The organism is Chlorobaculum sp. MV4-Y (assembly GCF_025244685.1).
Taxonomy (GTDB): Bacteria; Bacteroidota; Chlorobiia; order Chlorobiales; family Chlorobiaceae; genus Chlorobaculum.
Genome location: NZ_CP104202.1, coordinates 599,453 through 621,377, shown reverse-complemented (window position 1 = coordinate 621,377; position 21,925 = coordinate 599,453). Strand labels below are relative to the sequence as shown.

Sequence of the window (21,925 nt, the reverse complement as noted above, 5' to 3'; positions counted from 1 at the left end):
GTCACAAGAATCAAAAGCCGCTTGCATTTACGGTAACTGATGCGTATGGTTTTATGATGTGCTTCCTGAATCGCCTGTTCGAGAGTCGAACGTATCGGCTCAGGGAACATCCTCTCTATTGCAGATTTGACCCGGCTACTCCGGCTGACCACCCTGGCCTTCATTTAACAAGATGGAGATGCCTCATGACCATTTACAAGCCTAAATATTCCGTCCCTAACCTGCTCGATCTGGTTGCAGAGGGCGAAGGATTGCGTATCGAGTTCAAGAGGCTCATCCACTCCGCACCCAAAATCGCCCGGTCGATCACGGCATTCGCCAACACCTCGGGCGGCGTCATCCTGATCGGGGTTGACGATGACCGGCGCATCGTGGGGATCCAGAGCGAGAAAGAGGCGCTTCAGGTGATTGACGAGGCGATGCGGTTCCATATCGAGCCAAAGCCTCGCATCGAGGTTCACTTCGAGGAGTTCAAGCGGCGGATGGTGCTGCTGGTTGATATTCCGGAAAGTCCGGAGCGTCCCCACTTTCATATCGAACCGTTCATCCGGAGCGACAGCGGCAAGCACGGCGTCGAACGACGAGTCTTCATCCGCGACGGCAGCCACAACAGGGCCGCCTCCGAAGACCGCATCGAGCTGATGCTCTCGTCGCGCGAGCCGGTCAGGGTCTCGTTTACCGACCGCGAACGCCGCCTGCTCGATTGGCTGAACCGCCACGACGACCGGATTACGGCAGAAGAGTTCGCCGACAGCGCCGGAATTCCGATGAAGGAGGCCCGCCGCATTCTGGTTTCGCTGGTCAGATCCGGTGCGTTGCGGCTCGACACCGCAAATGGCGGCAACAGCTACACACTGGCGCATCGCTGATTTCCATCCAAAATCGCCTCGACTACTCTACATTTTTGCATTATTTATTTAGGAAATAATCACAAATAACCGTATTTATTTAAGTTGCCGCCAGGTAGCCTGACGCAGTCCGCAATCTCTTTTTTTACCGTCCATGACCCGACTGTTCGATCAATATCACCCGCAATCTGACCGCTTTTTCGATGAGGTAATCGCCAGTGACGATGGACCGCGCGCTCACTATGGCATCATGATGCAGAGGTTCAATCAGTTTTCGGCGGCAGACATCCGGGCGAGGCGGGAGCTGGTGAACATCTTTTTCCGCAACCAGGGCATCACCTTCACCGTCTATGGTGTTGACGAGGGGATCGAGCGCATCTTTCCGTTCGACCTGATTCCGAGAATCATCCCCGGTTCCGAATGGGAGGGCATCGAGCGCGGACTTGTTCAGCGCATCACTGCATTAAACCTTTTCCTCGCAGATATTTATCAGGATCAGAAAATCCTGCGTGACAAGGTTATTCCCCCCGAACTGGTGCTCGGCAGCAAGCACTTCCGGCGCGAGTTCGTCGGCGTTCGACCACCGCTCGGCATCTACATCCACGTCACGGGCAGTGACCTCATCCGTGATGCGGACGGCCGTTACCTTGTTCTGGAAGACAACCTGCGTACGCCGAGCGGCGTCTCGTACATGTTGCAGAACCGCATCGCCATGAAGCGCGCCTTCCCGGTGCTCTTCGACCGCTACACGGTGCGCCCGGTCGAGAACTACCCGCAGCAGCTGCTCCGCACGCTTCAGGAGATCAGCCCGACGCCGAAGGCCGATCCCAAGGTGGTGGTGCTCACGCCGGGCATCTACAACTCGGCCTATTTCGAGCACAGCTTCCTCGCCCGGCAGATGGGCGTTCAGCTCACCGAGGGGCGCGACCTGGTGGTTAACAACAACAAGGTCTATACCCGCACGACCAAGGGATTGAAAATCGTGGACGTGATCTACCGCCGCGTGGATGACGAATTCATCGACCCGCTCGTCTTCAGGCCCGACTCGGTGCTGGGGGTGGCGGGCCTGGTCAACGCCTACCGCAAGGGCAACGTGACGCTGGCCAATGCCATCGGCACCGGCGTAGCGGACGACAAGGTGATCTACAGCTTCGTACCGCAGATCATCAAATACTACCTCGGCGAAGATCCGGTTCTCGACAACGTCGAAACCTGGCTCGCGGGCAACCCGAAGCACCTGAAGTACATTCTCGAAAATCTCGACAAGCTGGTGGTCAAGGCGGCCAACGAGTCGGGTGGATACGGTATGCTGGTCGGCCCGCAATCCACGCCCGAGGAGCGCGAGCGTTTCGCCGAAAAGATCGTGGAGAATCCCCGGAACTACATCGCACAGCCGACCATTTCGCTCTCGCGCCATCCGAGCTTTTTCAACGACACCGAGATCGCGCCGTGCCATATCGACCTTCGTCCCTATGTGCTCTACGGCAAATCGCTCTCCATCGTGCCCGGCGGCCTGACCAGAGTGGCGCTCAAGCGCGGCTCGCTCGTGGTCAACTCTTCACAGGGCGGCGGAAGCAAGGATACCTGGGTCATCGATAACTGAACCTTTAACGAACGAATTGTCAATGCTGAGCCGTGTCGCTGAATCGCTGTTCTGGATGAGCCGTTACTTTGAACGCGCGGAAAACACCGCGCGCTTTCTCGACGTCAACTTCAACCTGCTACTCGACCTGAACAGCATCACCCCGGTCGGTCATCCGAACTACTGGAAGCCACTCATTATGGTGATGTCCGATCCGGAGCATTTCAACAGCCTTTACCAGGAGTACGATGCTCACTCGGTGACCGATTATCTTGTGTTCAATCGCAAGAACAGCAGCTCGATTCTCTCCTCGATCAGCATGGCGCGTGAAAACGCCCGGAGCATCATCGAGAGCATTTCAAGCGAAATGTGGGAGCAGCTCAACAACCTCTACCACTTCCTGCAGAGCGTTTCGCCCCAGCAGGTGCACAGCGATCCCTACACCTTTTACAAGGAGATCAAGAACGCCTCGCATCTCTTCCAGGGCATCACCGACAACACCTTTTCGCACAACGAGGGATGGGAGTTCGTGCAGATCGGCAAGTACCTGGAGCGGGCCGACAATGCCGCGCGACTCATCGACGTCAAGTACCACATGCTGATGCACGGCCATGAACACCACGCCGACATCGTAAGAAGCTCAATGGATATCATCCAGTGGATGGCCGTGCTGAAAAGTTGCAGCGCGCTGGAAGCATTCCGGAAAGTCTATCTCTCGAAAATCGATCCCGACAACATTCTCAGTTTCCTGATTCTTGACCGCAGCTTCCCCCGCAGCATCGCTTTTTCGATCTGCGCGGCGCAGGAGTCCCTGTGGAGAATTTCGGGCAGCTCCTCGCACCGTTACGCCAACAACGTGGACCGTCTGATCGGTAAAATGGAGGCGGAAATGAGCTATACTACCGTCGAAGAGATCCTTCAGCAAGGGGTGCACCGGTTCCTTGAAGAGGTTGAACAGGGGCTGGCCAAAATTGGCGAACAGCTGCATCTGCTCTACTTCGCCTATCACACGCCGAAGATCGAGCCTGCCAATATTTCCGAGGCGCATCCCTTCACCGGCCTCGACGGGCGCCGGGCCAACTGGAGCCAGTCTCAATCACAGCAACAGCAGCAACAACAACGTTTCATCGACGCTGTCAACCGGAAACCTTTCAGCGCATGATCCTCAAAGTCGAACATTCAACGCTTTTCGAATACGAAGAACCGATCTACGAAACCGCGACAGAAGTGCGCCTGCATCCAGCGAGTGGCAGCGGCTCGCAGCAATGTGTCAGCTTCAACCTCCAGGTTACGCCATCGGCAGCCATATTTGATTATCCCGATTTTTACGGTAACAGGGTGCACCATTTCAATATCCTGCAAAGCCATAAACGGGTGCAGATCGTCGCGACTTCAGTGGTAGAGACTGCCGCCCATCAGGAGACTGGCCCGTTCACCGAGGATGAAATCCTCCTGCTCGATCTGCTTGCCGAGAGCCACTATGTCCACTTCGATGCCGCGATTCAAGTCCTTGCTGCCCGCTTCAGGGAGATCGATGAGCCGTACCAGCAAGCCACTGAAATCTGCCGGTATATCAACGATACCTTCCTCTACGAGCCGGGCGCGACCGACGTGCACAGCACCAGCGCCGTAGTCATGGCGCTCGGACGCGGTGTGTGCCAGGATTTTGCCCACATCATGCTCGCGACCTGTCGTCATCTCGGCCTTCCGGCTCGCTATGTCAGTGGCTATCTCTACGGCGGCGGGAGCACTCCGGAGGGACAGGACGAGGCGAGTCACGCATGGTGCGAAGTGTGGTGCGGAGAAGAAAATGGGTGGGCAGGTTTCGATCCGACCCACAAAACGCTTTTCGTGGACGACCGGTACATCAAGATCGGAACAGGACGTGACTATGGTGACGTACCGCCGGTACGAGGCACCTACAAAGGCACCGCCTCAGAAAAACTCGGCGTATCGGTCAGGGTCAGCTCACTTGAACATGACGGTGAAGCGTCTGCAGTTCGGCATCACCACCCGGCCTGAGTCATCAAAAGCAAAACGGCACCTGAGACGTCTGTTTCCGGCGATTCACTCCGCATCGATGCATTCCCGAACCTTTTCGACCAGTGCCTTGAACGTAAAGGGCTTGCGGATAACGTTGACCAGCGGGTTATCCACCCCGTGACTGGCAATCACGTCCGCCGGATATCCCGACATAAAAAGCACCCTGAAACCGGGACTGATGGCCGAAAGCTTCGAGGAGAGATCAACACCGTTCATCTCCGGCATAACCACATCGGTCAGAACCAAATCGATCTTGCCGCTGTTTTCTTCGGCAATCACGATGGCCTCGGATGGAGAGTTGGCGGCATACACTTTGAAGCCGGACTTTTGAAGCATGATCCGGCAAAGATTGAGAATTTCGAGTTCGTCTTCGACAACAAGAATCGTCGTCTGTTCATTTTTGCCGCTGCCGGTACCGTTGTCAGCTCCAGAAATATCATGCTTTTTATAGAGAGGCAGATAGATATGGAACGTAGTCCCGACTCCCACTTTACTTTCAAAATCGACAAACCCCCTGTTCTGTTTGACAATACCATAGACCGACGAAAGTCCAAGACCGGTGCCTTTCCCCAGTACCTTGGTGGTGAAAAACGGCTCGAAAATGTGCGACTTGTGGATATCAGCAATACCCTGACCGGTATCGGTCACGGAAAGCATGATAAAATCCCCTGACAATCTGAAATCGCCGCCACTATGCTGTGACGGTGCGATGTTGATTCGCTTCGCCTCAATAACGATTTTTCCGGCCCCATTCATAGCGTCACGGGCATAAATACAGAGATTCATCAGAATCTGTTCGATCTGGGACGGATCGATGTGAAGCCGGCAGTCATCACCACACAGCCGTAATTCAATCTCAATTTTTTCTCCTGCCACTCTTTGCAGAATCGGCAGCGAATCCTGAACTACCTCATCGATATTCACCGGTTTGGGCATAGCCGTCTGCTTGCGAGCAAATGCAAGCAACTGGCTGGTCATTTCAGCCGAACGTTCAGCCGCCCGGTAAATTTCCTGCAGATTCTCCTCAACCGATGCCTCAAGGCCATCACTCGACAGCGCCAGTTCGGCATTGCCGAGAATAACCCCAAGCATGTTGTTGAAGTCATGGGCTATGCCACCAGCAAGCTGACCGACAAGCTCCATCTTCTGAATTTGCAGCAGAAGCGACTGATTGTTAATCTCGGCCTGCGCTGCCCGTTTCCGGAGCACAATCTCCCAGACAAGATCAGTAAGCATACCTACCCAGTGAACATCATTGTCGGTATAGGGCGTACGCTTGTTACTAACCAGCAGAACGGCAACAACATTGCCGCACTCAATGATCGGGACTGAAAGGCTGTTGAATATGGCGGAATGATCAAAAGAAACGTCTGAATGAGCCTGTTCAAGGTATCCGTTGACAATGCTGGCTCGGCCGGATTTGATGGCATCATTCAGAAACGGCATCACATCGAATGGAAACTGCTCTCCGCTTTGGCTCGTCGCCCCCATCCGATCACGAACACTGCTCGACAAAATACAGTCAGACACGCCGCCCGAATCAACAGAAAGAAAACAGATAAAGCTGAACATGCTGTCGGTAAGCTTTTCAGCTTCGTCGAGCATCTTTTGCATAATTTCATCGATAGACGTCTTGTCGGCGTGCTGCAAAAGCCCGAGACGGAACTCCATCAGCAACTCAAGCCTTTTGCGCTGGGTGAGATCGTAAAGCACCCCGATCACACCTTCGTTACGGTTATCATGATAACGCTGAAATTTCAATTCAACGTAACTCGACGAACCATCTTTCTTGAGAATCGTGATTTCGCTGGCCTTGACGGCTGAAGCGTTTGATATGACGTCGCTGAACATGGAAAACGATACTCCTCCCGGCTCAATTTCTTTGCAGCATTCGAGGAACGGCTTGCCCACGCATTCTGAGAATGAGTAACCGGTTATCTTTTCAAAAGCCGGTGAAACATAGACAATAACACCATTGGTGTCGGTAATGAACACCGGTGCATCGACCTTTTCAAACATTGAGCGGTACCGCTGTTCACCATGCATCATAGCCATACCCGAATTTTTCAGACGGGTAATATCGATGCCTGTACCGGTTATGAAATAGTGCCCGTCATATTCATATCGGTTGGCCACAAGAAAAAACCAGCGAAATGCAGGCCCACCTTTGAGAAATATCCTGACCTCAAGACTGTCCTGAACGCCCTGATCGAGAATCTTCCGCATTCGCTGCCGGACCAGCTCTCTGTCTTCGGGATGAATCAGTTCAAGAAAATCGATCGAAGCCACCTCCGCATCAGAAAGTCCGGCGATCCGGTCCCGAAACCACGGGCTCCAGCGTACCATACGCCCATCCGCATCCACCATGTACATGGACTGAGGCAACACGTCATCAAGATGAAGAGTATGTCCAGAAGAAACGGATATATCCGAATTCGAAAATCCGAACATTGCGCTTGTGCTATTCCCTGACATGAGGAAGATAGTGTTTAAAGGTTTGCCGGACTCGAAATACGCCTTTCATATATTGCTCGCATATACATCAGCGGCACCTTATACATAAATTTTCATTCTCTATGAAGTATATTTTAAACTTACAACATTTTTGCCCATCTATAAAATTTTATACCGTTATTTTCTTCATTATTGCTTTAACAAACACGCAAAGCATGTCAATTTTTATTTGTGAATACGGTTCCCTACCTTCATTCATCGTTATGGCTACGCCATCAGTTTCCGTCACCTGCCCAGCACTATGAAATTTTCAGTTCTCTCCACAGACCGCCACTCAGCCGCGCGTTGCGGCGTGCTCTCGACCAGCCACGGCGACATTCCCACGCCGATTTTCATGCCGGTCGGCACTCGCGCCAGCGTCAAGTCGGTCGAGCCAGAGGAGCTGAAGGCGCTCGACGCAAAAATCATTCTCGCCAACACTTACCACCTCTACCTCAAGCCCGGCAACGACATTCTCTTCAAGGCAGGCGGCGTTCACCGCTTCATGAATTGGGATGGCCCGCTGTTGACCGATAGCGGCGGCTATCAGGTCTATTCGCTCACCGATCTGCGCAAAATCAGCGAGGAGGGAGTGATGTTCAAATCGCATCTCGACGGCTCGAAACTCCACTTTACACCGGAGAACGTGGTCGATACGCAGCGCATCATTGGCAGCGACATCATGATGCCACTCGACGAGTGTCCGCCGTGGCCTGCCGAACGGGAGTACGTACGCAAGTCCGGCGAGCTGACGCTGCGCTGGGCCGAGCGGGCGAGAACCCATTTTCTTTCCACCCGCCCGCACTACGGCTACGAGCAGTTCCAGTTCGGCATCACACAGGGCGGCACCTTCGACGATTTGCGCGCTCACTCAAGCCAGGAGCTGGTCGGCATGGATTTCGACGGCTACGCGGTCGGCGGCATGGCGGTCGGCGAACCTGCGGAGGAGATGTACCGGATGATTGAACTGTCGCACACCATTTTGCCCGAATCGAAGCCGCGCTACCTGATGGGGGTCGGTACGCCCGCGAACATTCTCAACGCCATCGAGCGAGGCATCGACATGTTCGACTGCGTCATCCCGACGCGCGAGGGGCGCAACGGGCGCGTCTATACCCGCAAAGGCACGATCAACCTGCGCGCCGGAAAGTACGCCGACGACTTCCGCCCCATCGACGAAGGGTTCGACAACCACGTCTGCCGCAACTACTCGCGCGCTTACATCCGCCATCTGCTCAACGTTGGCGAGATTCTCGGCTTGAAGCTCTGCACGATGCACAACCTCTCGTTCTACCTCTGGCTCACCTCGACCGCGCGTCAGCATATCCAGACGGGCACTTTCAGGGAGTGGAAAGAGGCGTTCCTCATGGAGTTCAACGGTAATGACAATGGCTGAAACGGAACGCAAACCGGCAATCTTCCTGCTCAGTCTCGGCTGCTCGAAGAACACCGTGGACAGCGAGCGTCTCATGGCGCAGGCACTCGCCTCGGGGTTGACTTTTACAGATGACGCGGACGAGGCCGACATCATCCTCATCAACACCTGCGGCTTCATCGAGGATGCCAAAGAGGAGTCGATCAACGAGACCCTCGCTGCCATCGGCAAAAAGGAGGACGGTGGCGTCCGCGAGGTTTACGTGATGGGTTGCCTCGTCGAACTCTACCGCAACGAACTCGCCGAGGAAATACCGGAGGTTGACGGATGGTTCGGCACCCGGGAACTGCCGGAGGTGCTCGTGGCCATCGGCGCGAAATACCGGGAGGAACTGTTCGACCGGCGCGAACTGCTCACACCACCGCACTACGCATTTCTGAAAATTTCCGAAGGGTGCAACCGGCACTGCTCCTTCTGCTCGATCCCGAAGATTCGCGGCCCATACGTCAGCCAGCCAGTCGAGCAGCTTCTGCGCGAAGCCGCGCTACTGCAAGAGCAGGGCGTCAAGGAGCTGAATCTCATCGCTCAGGACATCAGCGTCTATGGCTACGACCTCTACGGCAAGTCCGCGCTGAACGACCTCACGCTGCGCCTCTCCGACATGGGCTTCGACTGGATCCGCCTGCTCTACGCCTACCCGCTCAACTTCCCGCTGGAGGTGATCGATACCATGCGCGAGCGCCGTAACGTCTGCAATTACCTTGACATGCCGCTGCAACACATCAACGACCGCATCCTCCGTTCGATGCAACGAGGCATCGGACGCAAGGCCACCGAACAGCTCATCGACGACATCCGCCAGCGAAACCCCGACATCCGCCTCCGCACCACCATGATCGCCGGCTACCCCGGCGAAACCCGCGGAGAGTTCGAGGAACTGCTCGACTTCGTCCGCCAAACCCGCTTCGACCGCCTCGGCTGCTTCCCCTACCGCCACGAAGAACACGCCCCCGCCTACGCGCTGGACGACACTGTGAGTGACGAAGAGAAGGAGGAGCGGGTCAGCGAACTGATGGAGTTACAGGAAGGAATTTCGGCCAGCCTCAACCGCAAGTTCGAAGACCAGACGCTCAAAGTTCTCATCGACCGCATCGAGGAAAACGTCGCCTATGGACGGACCGAATACGACGCCCCCGAAGTCGATAACGACGTGATTATCGAGATTGGAGATGAGGTAGCGAAAGAAGGAGATTTCCGACAGGTGATTGTCGAAGATTCGACGGCTTACGAGTTGTTTGGGAGGATTGGGGAGAAAAGAAATAAAAAGCAGCAGTAAAACCTCTTATTTAGCTTTTGTTATGTTTCCGTTGATTCGCCCGGCACTGGAAGGATTGCAGCTAAATCATCCTCGATATCCAAACCGTACTGCGCCGCAATCTGGGCAAAATGAACACCAAACACTCCACGAAGCTCACCTACTGCACCATTGAATTCCCAACTTGCAAAATGACCAAAATGCGCCCCGAAACGAACTATCCTGTGATCTGCCTGCACTAAATCGAGGAATTTTCGACAAGCAGCGCGCATCGCTCGTATTGACTTTGCCAAAACCGACTTATCTTCTAAAGAATCAAGCTCAAGGGAAAGCATTCGGCGGATGTCAATTATAGAGGTTACGCAATGTTCTGGAACTTCCATTTCGCTCGATTTATACAGAACGCGCCGGTTTTCGAGCTGAGAAATGATACGTTTTGCCGCAACGCGTTCTGATTCTGGCGGAATCCATGAAATGCCAAAAATTGGAGTACCAAAACCCGTGATTCGTTTAACAATTTCTGCGAATTTCAACAGCCTCTTCTTGATACATAACATTGATTATATGGTTTCCGCATAAAAATCCTAACTATCACTTTTTCACACTGATCCAGCATAACACCACGCCGCTACTTCCGGCAGCGGAAGCTGAAAATGCTCGGCGACAATCCCCTCGACCGTCACCTTTTTCAGCTCCTCTGCCGACGCCGCTTTCAAAATCCCGAATCGATCCGCCGAAAAACCGATTATACACCCATTGCAAGCTCAAAAAAATCATCCGTCCCTCAGCCCAAGCCCAAAGAGCGCAAGAATTATTTTCAATTGCTGTAGCAGTCATCGTATTTGCACAATAAAAATTGCAATTGAAATCAACATATCGATTTCAAAATCCATTTCCACACATTCATCGCTGGACTACCGCTTCGCTTAGCCTACCACCTCATCATCGGCAACGGATCTTTCGGATGCGTTTTCATCCGCTCGAAACTCAATCTTGCAAGCGCGAGGTGGAAACCGGAATTCGGATAGCGGCGCTGGATTTCGCGGATGTAGCGGCGTTCGAGGCCGAAGGTGCGAGCGCCGAAGGTGAGGTCGATCCAGTCGGCCTGGCGGAAGGGTTTAACTGTAGTCGAAGGTGGAGTCCGTCCAGATGCCGAGGTCGTGAAACGCAGCCGCTATCGCCATTTTTTCGCGCATCTCCCCTTCCGCTCCGGCCAACGCGCAGGCGAAAATGAACACCCGGCGGCAGTGGTTGCGGTAACCTGCGAAATCGCGCCCGATCACCCCCAGCCAGGGATCAACCAGCGCATCGACCAGCGAGACCTCTTCAGGTTTGGCTTGCATCATGGTTGATCTTCATATTTTTAATTTTCACGAAACGGACGAAACCTTTTGGCGGCAAATCGTGCAAGTCCTTTTGTATATTCCCCGAATCGTTAAAAAATAAACTTTTCCGGGCATTCCGGGGCAACGGATTACCTCTGAATGCCAGTCAACCATCGAGATGCTCATGACGAACAGGGACGAGAAAGAAGCAGGCAAAAGTATAGGACTGGCATGGGCGGCAAGCCTTGTGGCAACAGCACTGATCACGCTGCTGGCGTCGTTCTGGCTCCAGAGCGCGTCGATCATCAATGGCGGCTCCGCCGGGTCCCAGAAGCTGGCTCTCCTGGCGGATATGCGGATGAACCTCGCGCGTTCCGCTGAAAAGGAGAAAAGCGCCGTCCTGTCCACAAGCGACGAGGAGTCGGCAGGTTTCGCCGAGCAGTCAAAAGCTGCGGCCCGAGAAGTTAATCGCGACCTGAAAACACTTGAAACGATCATCGCCAAAAGCGGCTCTGCAAAAGAGAAGGAGCTGGTCGCCAAATTCGGCAAATCGTGGGCAGAGGTTCAGCAGATCGATGCCAGCCTGCTCGAATCAGCCCCGCAGCACACCAATGACAAGGCGCTCGACCTTTCAAACTCGATCGGCGCGGATCTGATGCATAAAATCGACGACAATCTCGCCAAGCTGACGGCAAAGCTCACCCCGGCTTCCAGAAAAGCGCAGATGGACAAGATCGCCGGAGATGCCCGCATCGCCATCCGCAACATCGCACTGCTCCAGTCGCGCCACATCGACGCCACGGCTGATGCCGACAAGAAAAAGCTCGAATCCTCGATGTTGGCTGAACAGGCCAAAGCCAGCGCCGCTCTGAAAACGCTCAGCAAAATGACCGGCAAAAAAGCCTCGCTTACATCCGCGAAGCTGCAACGGACTTCAGCGAGTTCATGCGCGTCAACAGCGAGATCGTGCGTCTCTCGACACTGAACACCAACAGAAGCACCGCAACCCTGTCGCTCGGCGACAAGCGCAAAGCCGATGCCGGGTGCGACCGCGCACTCGAAGCCTTGCAAAAGCTCGCCGCCAGGAAGCCGTAAAACCCGGCTCCGTTCTTCGTCCACAACAGCCACCCGAATCATGCAAACACCCGCCGACTCACACGAAGAGCGCCTCTCTGGTTCGATCGAGCGGGTGACCTTTTACAGCGAGGAGTCGGGCTTCACGGTACTGCGCCTACGGGTCGCCGGGCAACGTGAGCCGGTTGCTGTGGTGGGCCGCGCCGCCTCGCCCGCCGTGGGGCAGATCATGGAGTGCGTCGGCTCGTGGCAGAACGACCGCACGCATGGATTGCAATTCAAGGCCTCGAAAATCACCCCCGTGCAACCCACCACACTCGAAGGCAAGGAGCGCTACCTCGCCTCCGGACAGGTGAAGGGAATCGGCAATTTCTACGCGAAAAAGCTGATCGAACGCTTCGGTGACGCGGTGTTCGAAATAATCGAGAACGATCCTGAGCGGCTGCTTGAAATCCCCGGTATCGGGCGCAAGCGACTCGATATGGTGACGGAGTCGTGGGCCGAGCAGAAGGCGATCCGCGACATCATGCTCTTCCTGCAAACGCACGGCGTCGGCGTTGCGCGGGCCTGGAAGATCTACCGCCGTTACCGCGAACGGGCCATCGCGACAATCACCGAGAATCCCTACCGCCTCTCGCTCGACATCGAAGGCATCGGCTTCCAGACTGCCGACGCCATCGCCACGAGCCTCGGCGTTGCAAAAAACTCGCTGATGCGGGCCGAGGCGGGCATCAGCCACGTGCTCGGCGAGCTGTCGCAAAGCGGCCACTGTGCGGTGCCGGAAGAGACGCTGATCAACGAAGCGTCGCGCCTGCTCCATATCGACCGCCCGCTCGTGGCCGAAGCGGTGACGAACGAAAAGCTGACCCGCCGCATCGTGGGCGAAACCATCGACGACGTTCCATGCCTCTTCCTCGAATCGCTGCACCGCGCAGAAACGGGCGTCGCCTCCGGCCTGCATCGCCTCTTGCGCGGCCCGCTGCCATGGGATGCGCTCGACCCGCACGACGCGCTGCCTTGGATCGAGGAGACAACCGGCCTTGAACTTTCCCCCTCGCAGCGCAGCGCGGTGACGCTCGTGCTAGCCAGCAAGGTCTCGATCATCACCGGCGGGCCGGGCGTCGGCAAAACGACGATTCTGCGGGCGATCCTCTCGGTGCTCCAGCGCGAAAAGGTCTCCGTGGCGGTCTGCGCACCCACCGGCCGCGCGGCCAAGCGCCTCACCGAATCGACCGGCATCGAAGCAAAGACGATCCACCGCCTCCTCGAATTCGATCCGCAGGCGTTCGACTTCAAGCGCGGACGCGGCAACCCGCTCGACGCATCGCTGGTGGTGGTGGACGAGACGTCGATGGTCGATGTGGTGCTGATGCAAAAGCTCGTGGCGGCGATCCCCGACCGCGCGGCGGTGGTCTTCGTCGGCGACGTCGATCAGCTTCCGTCGGTCGGCCCCGGCGCGGTGCTCGCCGACATGATCTCGTCGGAGGCGATCCCGACCGTGCGCCTCACCGAAATCTTCCGGCAGGCCGCCGAGTCGATGATCGTCGTCAACGCCCACCGCATCAACCAAGGCGAAATGCCGCTGACCGCCGAAGGCGACGAGCTGTCGGACTTCTACATCGTGAAAGCCGGCTCGCCAGAGGAGATTCACGACAAGGTGATGCAGCTCGTCACGGAGCGCATCCCGAAGCGCTTCGGCCTCGACGCGGTGCGTGACGTGCAGGTGCTCACGCCGATGAACAAGGGCGGCGTCGGCGTGCATGCGCTGAACGCCGAACTTCAGGCGAAGCTCAACCCCACCGCCGAGCCGAAAGTGACGCGATGCGGGACGACCTTCGCGCCGGGCGACAAGGTGCTCCAGACAGTCAACAACTACGACAAGGAGCTCTTCAACGGCGACATCGGACTTGTCGAGCAGATTGACGCCAAGGCGGAAACGCTGACGGCCCGCTTTGACCACCACCGCGTCGAATACGACTTCAGCGACCTCGACAAACTGTCGCTCGCCTATGCGACAAGCATTCACAAAAGCCAGGGTTCTGAATACCCGGCGGTCGTCATTCCGCTCGCCATGCAGCACTTCACGCTGCTCGAACGCAACCTCATCTACACGGCGGTCACGCGCGGTCGCAAGCTCGTGGTGATCGTCGCCGAACCGAAAGCGCTCGCGCTGGCGATAAAAAACTGCAAGTCAAAGCGCCGCCTGACCGGCCTCGTACAGCGGCTCAGAGAGTCCGGCAAACAACGCTGGCAAAATTTGTAAGCACCCGCCCGGCCAGCGGCGCCTCCGACACCACCTCGCGTAACGCTCCGGCATCTTCGCAAGCCGCTTCGAGGTCAGCGATCTCATCGCGCACGTAAGTCTGCATGATCTCCCGCGTGTACTCCGGGTGGAACTGCACGCCCCAAGCCGATTCACCTACCCGGAAGGCGTGATACGATTCGAAGCCGTTGAAAGCGAGATGGACAGTGCCCTCCGGCAGCCGCAACACGCTCTGCGCATGAGTCGCGTGCGCTACGAACCGCGCCGGGATGCCCTCGAAAAGCGGATCGCGCTGGCCTTCAGGCGTCAGTTCGATGGAGACCGTGCCGACCTCCCGGCCTCGCGGATGGTAGCCCACCTCGCCGCCAACCGCCCGTCCGAGAAGCTGGTGGCCGTAGCAGATGCCGAGGAAAGGCACTCGGGCGGCGATCAGCTCTTGTATCCACCGCTCAATGGCGACACTCCACGGCAGATTGTCAGTCACCATGGCGTGCGAGCCGGTGACAACCGCCCCGGCGCACAGCTCCGGCGCTGGCAACGCCTCGCCGCCCTCGGCGTTCACCACCGCAACCGGGCACGCCACGTCGCCCAGCCCGCGCCGCACCCACTCCTCAAAATCGCCGAGCCGCTCCATCTCGGTGGCAAAGGTGCTCCCGGCCTTGATGATATACAGACTTTTCATAAACGATGATTTCCAGTGATCGAAATTGCTGCCACAAAGCTATCTCATCTTTCAGCGGCTGAAACAATCGCGCCTCGCCGGTTATCGCTCCGTTTTTTCGTATATTGGCCGCAAATCAACAGCGGGACGCCGTCGCCCGCAGAATAACAGGATGAAACACCACTCACTCATCTTTCTGACCGGCTTCAGCGGTTCAGGCAAATCGACCATCGGCCCGCTCCTGGCCAACTCGCTCGGCTTCGAGTTCATCGACCTCGACCGTGAAATCGAGCTTGCCGCCGGAAAGAGCATCAACCGAATCTTCGCCGAGGATGGTGAAGATGCCTTCCGTTCGCTCGAACTCAGCACGCTCGAAAAGATCGGCCGGCAGGAAAAAATGGTGGTCTCGCTGGGGGGCGGCGTGCTTGAAAACGATCGCTGCTTCGAGCTGATCTCTACGCACGGCACACTGATCTACCTCAAGTCCAGTCCTGAAATTCTCACGCTCCGGCTCCAGCACAAAACCGACCGCCCCCTGCTCAAAGGCCCGGACGGGCAGAAGCTGACGCGAGAAGAGATTCAGCAGCGCATCGCGGAGCTTCTGAAAAAACGGGAACCCCGCTACCTGAAGGCCGATCTGGTGTTCTTCACCGACTCGAAAAAGATTGGTACAAGCGTCGAGGAGCTGACACGCAAAATCGAGCGCCACATTCGCCGCGCGTCGAAAAACAACACTAACGAAAAGTAAGACATGCAGACTCCGTCCAGCCATATCATCGTCAGAACGCCAGTCATCGACTCCGTCGGCGAACTCTACGCCACGAGGGAACTCGGCAAAAAAACCGTGCTGCTTTTCGACGAGAACACCCGCAGGCTTTTCGGCGACGCGATCATCGAATCGATGCAGCGCCAGGGCTTCCGCACCATTGAACTCGTCGTGCCCGCGCGCGAGACCTCGAAAAGCGTCTCGACGGCGTGGAAGCTGTACGGACAGATGATTGAGGCAGACGTTGACCGGAGCTGGAACCTGCTCTGCGCAGGCGGTGGCGTGGTGGGCGACCTCGGCGGCTACATCGCGGCGAGCTACTACCGCGGCATTCCGGTGGTGCAGTTGCCGACGACCTTGCTCGCCATGACCGACAGCTCCATCGGCGGCAAGGTAGCCATCAACCACCCGCTCGGCAAAAATCTCATCGGCTTCTTCCACATGCCGGAGCTGGTGCTGATCGACCCCGCCTACTTGCGGACACTCCCCTCGCGCGAAATTTACGGCGGCATGTCGGAGGTGGTGAAATACGGCTTCATCGCCGACCGCGAGTTCTTCGACCTGCTTGCCACTCGTTGGAACGAAGTGGTGCAACTCGAAGAGCCGTGGCTCTCCAAAGCGGTCAGCCGCAGTGCCTTCATCAAGGCCGACGTGGTGGAAAAAGATTTCCGCGAAACCAGCGGCCTGCGGGCGACGCTGAACTTCGGCCACACCTTCGCGCACGGTCTCGAAAAAATGGCCGAGTACCGCAACCTCCGCCACGGCGAGGCGGTCACCATCGGCATGGTCTGCGCACTCTTCCTCTCACACCGGCTCGGCTTCCTCGCCGAAGCTGATCTGCGCGAAGGCCTCGCGCTGCTCGCCCGCTTCCGCTTCCCGCGCGGCCTCGTCCAGAAGCGCTTCCTCTCACTCGACCGCAAAAAGCTGGTGGAAAGTATGCTCTCCGACAAAAAGAAGATCGACAAGCAGCTCCGCTTCGTCCTCCTCGACCAGATCGGCCACGCCTTTTTGCACGATAAGGAGATCGCAAAAGCCGAAGTGATTCAGTCGATTGAGGACGCGATGGGGTGGTTCTCTTCAGCAGGGTTTTAACCCTGCGGACATTCGATCTTACATTCTCTTCTGTTGCCCCGGCTTTCAAGCCGGGGGGGAAGAGAAAAAGCGGTAAGCCCCAAGTTCGAGGCTTTGCAGGAGCGAGTTTAACGCCCACCCTTAGGAAATCGGACGGATAAGACGGATCTGTCTGATTTTTCCCGATCAATTCACGAATTCATCCGCAGCAAGAGATCGCTGCCGCGCAGGACGGCGAGTTCGTCGATAACACTGACCGGGCCGATCTTCGGGGCGATAATTCTGCTATTGCCGCCGGTGACGATCACTTCGACCGGTGAATCGCCGGAGTTACCCATCAGCTCCCCGGCAATGGCTTCGATGAGGCCGCTGATCTGTCTGACCGCTCCCCAGAAAATTCCGCTTTTGATGCATTCGTCCGTCGAGCGCCCGAGAAGGCTCTCCGGCCTGTCAATCCGTACCTGAGGAAGCTGCGCAGTTCTCGAATGGAGCGCGCCAGCCATCATGTCGATACCCGGCATAATGAGACCGCCACGGTACACTCCCGACGATTCAAGCACGTCGAAGGTGATGGCCGTGCCAATATCGACAGCGATAACCGGTTTTCCTTCAAAGAGATGTCGGCTCCATGCGCACAGGGCAAGGCGATCCGCACCGAAGGTGTGCGGGGCTGCGTATTCAAGCTGGAACGGGAGCCGGAGCCTACTGCAGATGGTCAGTACCGGCACGGAGAAGAGCGATTCGATGAGCGCCGAACCGGCTGCGGCTGCGGAAGGCACCACGCTGCAAATGGCGACGGCCTGTGGCTCGCCGTGCTTCCGGGCCATATTGCCAAATACTTCGCGCATTGCGCTGGAATCGGCAAACAGCGCACTCGGTACCGACGCAACCGACGGTTCAGGCGCATCGGTAAAAATCGCCAGCGTTGTAGTCGTATTGCCGATGTCAACGACCAGCCGCACAGGCACGGCAGCCTGTTCGCCCCGGGAACTCTGCATGGGAAATGCGCTGGATACCGTGTTTAGGGCCGTTTGATCTGCAAGCCCGTCCTGGCCGACAGCGCTGAAAGCAGCTTGTCAACGTCCGGAAGGCCGTATTTGCCCTCGGTGACAGTAATCGAGTCCCGGAGACCTGCGTTTTTGGCGACGATGAAAATCTTCGGTGGCGGGTTGTAGGTCACCGGTTCCTGATAAATCGACACAATGTCCTTCAGCAGAAACATCTTCTTCTCACCGTTGCGGAAACGGTACTCGATGCGGTCGGGTGCGAGCAAAACGGAATCTCCGTCGTTGCCGTGCTCGGCGACGAATTTCGTGTTGTAATACGACGGTCCTCCAAGCGCAATGGTGGTCATGATGACCAGAAGGGCGGTTTTCCAGAAACAGCCGAAATCGACGCCATAACTGAACTTGCCGTACCGGTAGAAAAAGGCCCATCCGCCGGCGAGAAACAGCATGGCCAGCGTCCAGGTGAAGTAGTAGTAGTTGCTGAGCCACCAGCCGGGATACGACATCGGGTACTGGAAAAGATCGGTCATGGGCGCGAACCTTGAGATGTTTCTTGTTATCTTTGAACGACAATTATACGGCTTTTCAAGCGATAAACACAAAGCCATACCAAAATCATCCTGCGTAATCCCGAACCGGAATATCAATGAAATCGTACCACAAAGAGCTTTGGATGGAGGTGGCATCCCGAATGGATTTCGTCAACATCACCCGCGACGTTTCACGCGCGCTCGATGAGAGCGGCATCCGGGAGGGGCTGTGCCTGGTCAACGCGATGCACATCACCGCATCGGTCTTCATCAACGACGACGAACCGGGCCTGCACGCCGACTACAAGCAGTGGCTCGAAGAGCTTGCGCCACACGACCCGTCGCATTACCGGCACAACCGCACCGGCGAAGACAACGGCGACGCGCACCATAAACGCCAGATCATGGGTCGCGAAGTGGTGGTGGCCGTCACCAAAGGTGAGCTTCACCTCGGCCCCTGGGAACAAATCTTCTACGGAGAGTTCGATGGACGACGCCGCAAACGAGTGCTCATCAAAATCATCGGAGAGTAGTCCTCCCTGTCCGCCAAGTCCACTTCTCCACAAAAAACAAAAGAGGCCCGCTTTGGCAGGCCTCTTTTTACTTGTGCTTTCGCTCCAGCTCTTAGTGCTCGAAGAGCATCTCGGAGTAGGTTGGAAGCTGCCAGCGGCTGCGGTCGACCTGTACCTCGATCTTGTCGGCAACCTCGCGGATGGCGTTCATGCAGGGCAGAAGCCTTGCAGCGCAGAAATCGGCCTTGTCGAGCTCCGTCTCCTGCTCTTCCATCTCCTCGATGGTCTCTTCAAGGATGGCGGTCAGATCGATCAGCTTCGACAGATCTTCGGCCAGCGTCTTGAGAAGACCTGCCTGACTCTGGAACGCTGCATCGGACAGGCCGATGGATTCAGCAGCTGCAACCAGATTGTTGAAGGAGCTGGCCAGATCGCCCTGGTACTCCGATGCGTCCGGAATGACCATGGTCTTGATCATAAGCAGCAGCGTGCGGGCCTCGATGTCGATGCCTTTCACGTAGCGCTCGATACGGACGTTGTAACGGGAGTCGATCTCCTCGGCGGTCAAGACACCGTACTTGACGAACATGGCAATAGTGCCCTTGTCGGTCCAGGCGCGAACCGATTCCGGGGTGTTCTTCATGTTCGGCAAGCCACGCTCGGCAGCAGCCCTCTGGAGGTCTTCGCTGTAGTTGTCACCAGGGTAGCGCACGGCCTTGGTTGCGGTGATGCCCTCGCGAACGGCGGCGAGAATCGCCTCCTCTTTGGGCATACCACCCTCGATCTTTGCGAGAATTTCGGCGTTCAGGTCATCGACAGCCTCTGCCATAATCGTGTTGAGCACCGTGTTCGGCACCGAGATCGGCTGGCTTGAGCCGACGGCGCGGAACTCGAACTTGTTGCCGGTGAAGGCGAACGGCGAGGTGCGGTTACGGTCGGTGTAATCCTTGTTGAGCACCGGCAGGTGGCTGAGACCGAGGTCGAGAATCTGCTTCTCGGTCTTCAGATCGACCTTGCCGCTCTCGATGGCATCGAGCACACGCTCGAGCAGGTCGCCGAGGAAAACGGTGACGACAGCCGGCGGAGCCTCGTTGGCGCCGAGACGGTGGTCGTTGCCGATGCTGGCAACCGATGCGCGGAGAATAGCCGAGCGCTTGAGCACGCCTTTGAGCACGGCGACGAGGAAAACAAGAAAGCTGATGTTGGATTCGGGAGTATCGCCGGGATCGAGGAGGTTCATGCCGCCATCGATGCCGATCGACCAGTTGTTGTGCTTGCCCGAACCGTTAATGCCTGCGAATGGCTTTTCAAAGAGCAGGAGCGAGAAGCCTTTCTTGTCAGCCACTTTGCGCATCACCTCCATCACCAGCAGGTTGTGGTCGGAGGCGATGTGGGCCTGCTCGAAGATCGGAGCGATCTCGAACTGGTGCGGAGCCACCTCGTTGTGACGGGTCTTGGCCGGAATGCCGAGCAGGAACAGCTCCTCTTCGACCTCCTGCATGAACTCGAGCACGCGATCAGGAATCGAACCGAAGTAGTGGTCCTCAAGCTGCTGGCCCTTCGGCGGCAGAGCGCCAAGCAGGGTGCGACCGGTCATGACGAGGTCAGGACGCTGGGTATAGAACTTTTTGTCGATCAGGAAGTACTCCTGCTCGGGACCGGCATAGGTGTTAACCTTGGTCACGCCGGTGATACCGATGGTATCGAGCAGGCGGATAGCAGCCTTGCTGACAGCCTCCATGGAGCGCAGCAGCGGAGTCTTCTCGTCAAGAGCCTCACCGTGATAAGAGATAAAGACCGTCGGAATGCAGAGGGTCATGCCCTTGCCGCCCTTCATCAGGAATGCCGGGCTGGAGGGATCCCATGCGGTGTAGCCACGGGCCTCGAAGGTCGAACGCATACCACCCGACGGGAAGCTCGAAGCATCAGGCTCGCCCTGGATGAGCTGCTCGCCAGAGAAACGCTCAATCACGGTGCCATCCATCTGGGTGGTCAGAAAGGCATCGTGTTTTTCTGCGGTCGTACCGGTCATCGGCTGGAACCAGTGGGTATAGTGGGTAGCGCCATGCTCCATGGCCCACTCTTTCATGCCGTGGGCTACAACACCGGCGATGTCGGCGGGAAGCTTTTTGCCGGCCTTGATTGTTTCCTGCAGCGCCTTGAAAACCTCTTTGGGAAGTCTTTCGCTCATGGCTTCAGTACCAAAGGTCAATGCGCCATAGTAGGACACCACCGTTTTTTTGCTCTCGTTACTCAAGAGATCCTCCTTTACTTGTTTTTGACTGTTTTAGACGTGGTTGATTAAACCTGAAATGACTGCTGGTTATTTTCTCGATTTCTTTTCATCGAAGGTAATCAGCACCTGCCGGTCCTGCAGATTGTTGCGAACAATCTCGGCGCAGATCCTGTTATTCCTTTTCAACTGTGAAAGAACGAAACTGGTGTTGGTGCCCAGCACTCCCGGCCAGCTCTGGATGCGCGACAGGAACCGTTCGAGCGAAGCGGTGTTGTGCGTCATAACCTTGAGGATATGCGAACCCTCTCCGGTGACGGAGTAGCACTCCATGATCTCCTCCTCTTTCATGACGTGCTCCATAAACGACTTGTAGTGCTTCGAGGAATCGACGCGCACACGCACGAAAGCCTGGATGTCGAAACCGAGCTGCCGCTCATCGACCTCCATCGTGAACCCCTTGATGATACCGTTCTTCTGAAGCTTGTCGAGACGCTCGCTGACTGAAGGAATCGACAAACCGACCACCTCGGCCAACTCGCTCAGACGTATCCGCCCGTTGCCGCCAAGGGATTCAATGATCTTCAGGTCGATGAGGTCAAGGTGTCCGGACATAAGCAGAATCTTCGATTTTGTAGGAAATTAATGAAATCTAAGAAATAAACAAGCTTATTCTAAATAATAATGGCTTAGAGAGGTAATTTTCCTAAATATTTTAGGATCTAATCTCGACAAACAGCTGCAACCGTTGAATAAAAATCTTGTTATTTACAGACAAGAATGTAAGTTAATAATCTATGTCTCTCAACTGCTTTCTCTGTATGAGG

General features: G+C 56.4%; 20 protein-coding genes. 12 read left to right on the top strand and 8 right to left on the bottom strand.

Features of this window, described 5'->3' with window-relative positions; translation table 11 throughout:
- Positions 1-185 precede the first annotated feature (185 nt).
- The 4 genes from NY406_RS02925 to NY406_RS02910 all read left to right on the top strand — a co-directional run bounded on the left by NY406_RS02925 (position 186) and on the right by NY406_RS02910 (position 4,452).
- Positions 186-869 (top strand): RNA-binding domain-containing protein, encoded by a 684-nt coding sequence (locus NY406_RS02925; RefSeq protein ID WP_260633262.1) that lies wholly within the window; start codon positions 186-188, stop codon positions 867-869.
- 133 nt (positions 870-1,002) lie between these two features.
- Positions 1,003-2,451, top strand: coding sequence for a circularly permuted type 2 ATP-grasp protein (locus NY406_RS02920; RefSeq protein ID WP_260633261.1), 1,449 nt, complete (start codon positions 1,003-1,005; stop codon positions 2,449-2,451).
- 22 nt (positions 2,452-2,473) lie between these two features.
- Positions 2,474-3,592: an alpha-E domain-containing protein gene (locus NY406_RS02915; RefSeq protein WP_260633260.1), complete on the top strand. Its 1,119-nt coding sequence runs from the start codon at positions 2,474-2,476 to the stop codon at positions 3,590-3,592.
- On the top strand, positions 3,589-4,452 hold the full coding sequence (locus NY406_RS02910; RefSeq protein ID WP_260633259.1) for a transglutaminase family protein: 864 nt from the start codon (positions 3,589-3,591) through the stop codon (positions 4,450-4,452). Before NY406_RS02915 ends, NY406_RS02910 begins: the two co-directional genes overlap by 4 nt.
- A gap of 45 nt (positions 4,453-4,497) precedes the next feature.
- On the opposite strand, the gene NY406_RS02905 is transcribed toward NY406_RS02910, so the two are convergent.
- The gene (locus NY406_RS02905; protein WP_260633258.1) at positions 4,498-6,924 is read right to left on the bottom strand and encodes a PAS domain S-box protein; all 2,427 of its coding nucleotides are present in this window, start codon (positions 6,922-6,924) and stop codon (positions 4,498-4,500) included.
- Positions 6,925-7,228: 304 nt separating this feature from the next.
- Here NY406_RS02905 and tgt point away from each other — a divergent pair, with 304 nt between their 5' ends.
- Together tgt and rimO are read left to right on the top strand one after the other, a co-directional pair.
- The gene (gene tgt / locus NY406_RS02900) at positions 7,229-8,362 is read left to right on the top strand and encodes a tRNA guanosine(34) transglycosylase Tgt (RefSeq protein ID WP_260633257.1); all 1,134 of its coding nucleotides are present in this window, start codon (positions 7,229-7,231) and stop codon (positions 8,360-8,362) included.
- Entirely contained in the window at positions 8,355-9,677 is a 1,323-nt protein-coding gene (gene rimO / locus NY406_RS02895) for a 30S ribosomal protein S12 methylthiotransferase RimO (RefSeq protein WP_260633256.1), read from the top strand. The genes tgt and rimO overlap by 8 nt, the downstream gene beginning before the upstream one ends.
- A gap of 20 nt (positions 9,678-9,697) precedes the next feature.
- Here rimO and NY406_RS02890 read toward each other — a convergent pair whose 3' ends face one another.
- Both NY406_RS02890 and NY406_RS02885 read right to left on the bottom strand, forming a co-directional pair.
- Complete coding sequence (locus NY406_RS02890) at positions 9,698-10,189, bottom strand: DUF6650 family protein (RefSeq protein WP_260633255.1); 492 nt, start codon at positions 10,187-10,189, stop codon at positions 9,698-9,700.
- A 585-nt stretch (positions 10,190-10,774) separates the two neighbouring features.
- Entirely contained in the window at positions 10,775-11,002 is a 228-nt protein-coding gene (locus NY406_RS02885) for an HD domain-containing protein (RefSeq protein WP_260633254.1), read from the bottom strand.
- Between the two features lie 163 nt (positions 11,003-11,165).
- Between NY406_RS02885 and NY406_RS02880 the strand changes: the two genes are divergently transcribed.
- From NY406_RS02880 to NY406_RS02870, 3 genes are read left to right on the top strand one after another with little or no spacing between them, the layout of a single operon-like run.
- Entirely contained in the window at positions 11,166-11,966 is an 801-nt protein-coding gene (locus NY406_RS02880; RefSeq protein ID WP_260633253.1) for an MCP four helix bundle domain-containing protein, read from the top strand.
- Positions 11,927-12,076, top strand: a complete 150-nt coding sequence (locus NY406_RS02875; protein ID WP_260633252.1) for a hypothetical protein — start codon at positions 11,927-11,929, stop codon at positions 12,074-12,076. The genes NY406_RS02880 and NY406_RS02875 overlap by 40 nt, the downstream gene beginning before the upstream one ends.
- Before the next feature lie 40 nt (positions 12,077-12,116).
- Positions 12,117-14,318, top strand: a complete 2,202-nt coding sequence (locus tag NY406_RS02870) for an ATP-dependent RecD-like DNA helicase (protein ID WP_260633251.1) — start codon at positions 12,117-12,119, stop codon at positions 14,316-14,318.
- Here NY406_RS02870 and NY406_RS02865 read toward each other — a convergent pair.
- Positions 14,281-15,000, bottom strand: coding sequence for a glutamine amidotransferase (locus NY406_RS02865; protein ID WP_260633250.1), 720 nt, complete (start codon positions 14,998-15,000; stop codon positions 14,281-14,283). The genes NY406_RS02870 and NY406_RS02865 overlap by 38 nt on opposite strands.
- Before the next feature lie 151 nt (positions 15,001-15,151).
- Here NY406_RS02865 and NY406_RS02860 point away from each other — a divergent pair, with 151 nt between their 5' ends.
- Positions 15,152-15,727: a shikimate kinase gene (locus tag NY406_RS02860; protein ID WP_260633249.1), complete on the top strand. Its 576-nt coding sequence runs from the start codon at positions 15,152-15,154 to the stop codon at positions 15,725-15,727.
- Positions 15,728-15,730: 3 nt separating this feature from the next.
- The gene (aroB, locus tag NY406_RS02855; RefSeq protein ID WP_260633248.1) at positions 15,731-16,837 is read left to right on the top strand and encodes a 3-dehydroquinate synthase; all 1,107 of its coding nucleotides are present in this window, start codon (positions 15,731-15,733) and stop codon (positions 16,835-16,837) included.
- A 170-nt stretch (positions 16,838-17,007) separates the two neighbouring features.
- Here aroB and NY406_RS02850 read toward each other — a convergent pair whose 3' ends face one another.
- Together NY406_RS02850 and NY406_RS02845 are read right to left on the bottom strand one after the other, a co-directional pair.
- Positions 17,008-17,814, bottom strand: coding sequence for a pantothenate kinase (locus NY406_RS02850; RefSeq protein WP_260633247.1), 807 nt, complete (start codon positions 17,812-17,814; stop codon positions 17,008-17,010).
- A gap of 23 nt (positions 17,815-17,837) precedes the next feature.
- A complete protein-coding gene (locus tag NY406_RS02845; protein ID WP_260633246.1) occupies positions 17,838-18,353 on the bottom strand; it encodes a hypothetical protein in 516 nt (171 codons plus the stop codon).
- A gap of 116 nt (positions 18,354-18,469) precedes the next feature.
- Here NY406_RS02845 and NY406_RS02840 point away from each other — a divergent pair, with 116 nt between their 5' ends.
- The gene (locus tag NY406_RS02840) at positions 18,470-18,886 is read left to right on the top strand and encodes a secondary thiamine-phosphate synthase enzyme YjbQ (RefSeq protein WP_260633245.1); all 417 of its coding nucleotides are present in this window, start codon (positions 18,470-18,472) and stop codon (positions 18,884-18,886) included.
- A 91-nt stretch (positions 18,887-18,977) separates the two neighbouring features.
- On the opposite strand, the gene NY406_RS02835 is transcribed toward NY406_RS02840, so the two are convergent.
- Both NY406_RS02835 and NY406_RS02830 read right to left on the bottom strand, forming a co-directional pair.
- On the bottom strand, positions 18,978-21,122 hold the full coding sequence (locus NY406_RS02835) for a glutamine synthetase III (protein WP_260633244.1): 2,145 nt from the start codon (positions 21,120-21,122) through the stop codon (positions 18,978-18,980).
- Between the two features lie 66 nt (positions 21,123-21,188).
- Positions 21,189-21,713: an Lrp/AsnC family transcriptional regulator gene (locus NY406_RS02830; protein ID WP_260633243.1), complete on the bottom strand. Its 525-nt coding sequence runs from the start codon at positions 21,711-21,713 to the stop codon at positions 21,189-21,191.
- Positions 21,714-21,925 lie beyond the last annotated feature (212 nt).